The organism is Kineococcus glutinatus (assembly GCF_039542765.1).
In the GTDB taxonomy this organism is placed as follows: Bacteria; Actinomycetota; Actinomycetes; order Actinomycetales; family Kineococcaceae; genus Kineococcus_A; species Kineococcus_A glutinatus.
In genome coordinates, this window is record NZ_BAABIL010000645.1 from 1 (window position 1) to 2223 (window position 2223).

General features: G+C 76.2%; 2 protein-coding genes and 2 pseudogenes. All 4 read left to right on the top strand.

The genetic code is table 11. The features are described 5' to 3' along the window. A pseudogene (locus ABEB16_RS19515) lies at positions 1–250 on the top strand (MerR family transcriptional regulator); the annotation flags it as partial. Between the two features lie 330 nt (positions 251–580). Next, entirely contained in the window at positions 581–1192 is a 612-nt protein-coding gene (locus ABEB16_RS19520; protein ID WP_345713867.1) for a response regulator, read from the top strand. Between the two features lie 103 nt (positions 1193–1295). Further along, positions 1296–1880, top strand: coding sequence for an RNA polymerase sigma factor ShbA (gene shbA, locus ABEB16_RS19525; protein WP_345713868.1), 585 nt, complete (start codon positions 1296–1298; stop codon positions 1878–1880). Next, positions 1877–2223, top strand: a pseudogene (locus tag ABEB16_RS19530) (hypothetical protein); the annotation flags it as partial. The gene shbA and the pseudogene ABEB16_RS19530, both read left to right, overlap by 4 nt.

Below are 2223 nucleotides of genomic sequence, written 5' to 3' on the forward strand. Positions count from 1 at the left end.
CTGCCTCGGTGCGCGGGTGCCGCGCCGGGCCCTGGCCGCCGCGGTGCGGCGCACCGCGCCGCCGGTGCTCGTGCTGCACGCCCAGGACGCCGTCGCCGCCCCCGCCCAGCTGGAGGAGCTGCTGCTCGTGCGCCCCGCCCCGCTGGTGCTGCTCAGCGGCCCCGGCTGGACTGGCGTGCCCCGCGGGGGCCAGCAGGCCGTCACCATCGCCGACGTCGTGCGGGTCACCGTCGACGCCGTGCGGCGCTGACGCGCCGCTCCGCCCGCTCCGTCCCCGGCCGGCCTCCGCCGGCCCGGTCCGCGGCGCGCCGGGGGCCGTGCCAAGCTGGCGAGCCGGTCACGAGCCGGTCACGAGCCGGTCGCGAGCAGCGCCGGACGTCTCCCGAGCGGCTCCTGGACGGCTCCGGAACGGCTCGGTGGCGCGTTCGGCCGCCTCGTGGCGCGATCGGGTGACCACGCCGTGCGCGCCGTGTGCTAAAGCGCCCACCCGAGCGGGCCGATGCATCACCCGGTGCAACGACACGCACCAGGAAGACCACGGAAGGTCCTCCTTCACCACACACGGAAGAAGAGGTAGACGGTGGCAACCGTTCTCGTCGTGGACGACCTCCCGCTGGCTCGCGAGGCCATGCGGCGCATGGTCGCTGCTGTTCCCGGGGTCACCCGGGTCGTCGGTGCGTCCTCGGGCGAGGAGGCCCTGGCCCGCTGGCCCGTCGAGCGCCCGTCGCTCGTCATCATGGACGTCCGCATGCCCGGCATCGGGGGCGTCGAGGCCGCCCGCCGCCTGCTCGCCCGCCACCCCGAGGCGAACGTGCTGATGGCCACCATGGCCGAGGACGGCGACGGCGTCGCCCGCGCCGTCGCCGCCGGCGTGCGCGGCTACCTCGTCAAGGACGTCTCCCGCGAGGAGCTGGCCACCGCCGTGCTGCAGTCGCTGCAGGACGTCTCCCGCCGCCGCGGCACCCCGCGCACCCGCGCCGTCATGACCGGCCACGCCCCCAGCCTCACCGAGCGGGAGTCCCAGGTGCTCGTCGGGATGAGCCGCGGGCGCAGCAACGCCGAGATCGGCCGCGAGCTGTTCCTCTCCGAGGACACCGTCAAGACGCACGCCCGCCGCCTCTTCCGCAAGCTCGAGGCCGCCGACCGCGCGCAGGCGGTCGCTGTGGGATTCCGCTGGGGTCTCGTACGGTAGGAGGGTGAGCCTCGGGGGCGGCCGGTCGGGTGGGAGCACCGCGACCGGCCCCGACAACGTCGAGCAGGGCGGGGACGGTGTAACACCGACCCGCCCTGCCGCGATGTCAGGGGTGGATGCCGGGGGGCTCCAAGAACTGGCGACACGTGCCCTGTCAGGTGATCAGGGTGCCGTCGCCGACCTCCTGGCAGCGGTGCGCCGCCTCGTCCACCGTTACTGCCGGGCTCGGCTCGGGCGCATGCCCGGAGCCGATCACGCCGCCGAGGACGCGGCACAGGAGGTCTGCATCGCCGTGTTGACGGCCCTGCCTCGGTACCGGGACACCGGTCGCCCGTTCGAGGCGTTCGTCTACCGCATCGCGGCCAACAAGGTGGCCGACGTGCAGCGGCAGGCGTTCCGCGCCCCCGTGCCGACCGACGAGGTCCCCGACGCGCCGACGACGGCCTCGGGGCCCGAGCAGCTGGCCCTCGACGCCGACGACGCCCGTGCCGTCTCCGCCCTCCTGGAGCAGCTGCCGCCCAAGCTGCGCGAGATCGTCACCCTGCGCGTGGGGGCCGGCATGTCCGCGGAGGAGACCGGTCGCGCCCTGGACATGACGGCCGGCGCGGTCCGCGTCGCCCAGCACCGCGCCATGCAGCGGCTGAAGAAGCTCGCCGCCGAGGACGCCCGCCTGCAGGTGACGTCGTGAGCGCCCGCCCCGGCGCGGACGAGCTGCGCGCCCCCTCCGTCCCCGAGGTCCTGTCGACCGACGCGCTCCTGACGCGGCTGGCGTCCCACTCCGCCACCACCGGCGACCTCGAGCACGTCGTGGCCCGCATGCTCGACGCCTACGCCCGCCACGCCGACCCCGAGACGGCCGGCGTGCCGCTGCCGCAGCCGATCACCGACCTGCCGGAGGTGCTGCTGCGCCCCGCCGCGCCGGCACCGAGCGGTCCGCGGGTGCTGCTGGCCCACCGGCGGGTGCTGCGCAGGCTCGGCCGCGGCGCCGCGACCGCCTGCGCCGTCCTCGCGATGGCGGGCGGGGGGGTGGC

Bases quoted from the DNA above. Each gene is read 5' to 3' on its own strand.
- shbA (WP_345713868.1), top strand. From the start codon at position 1,296: ATGTCAGGGGTGGATGCCGGGGGGCTCCAAGAACTGGCGACACGTGCC.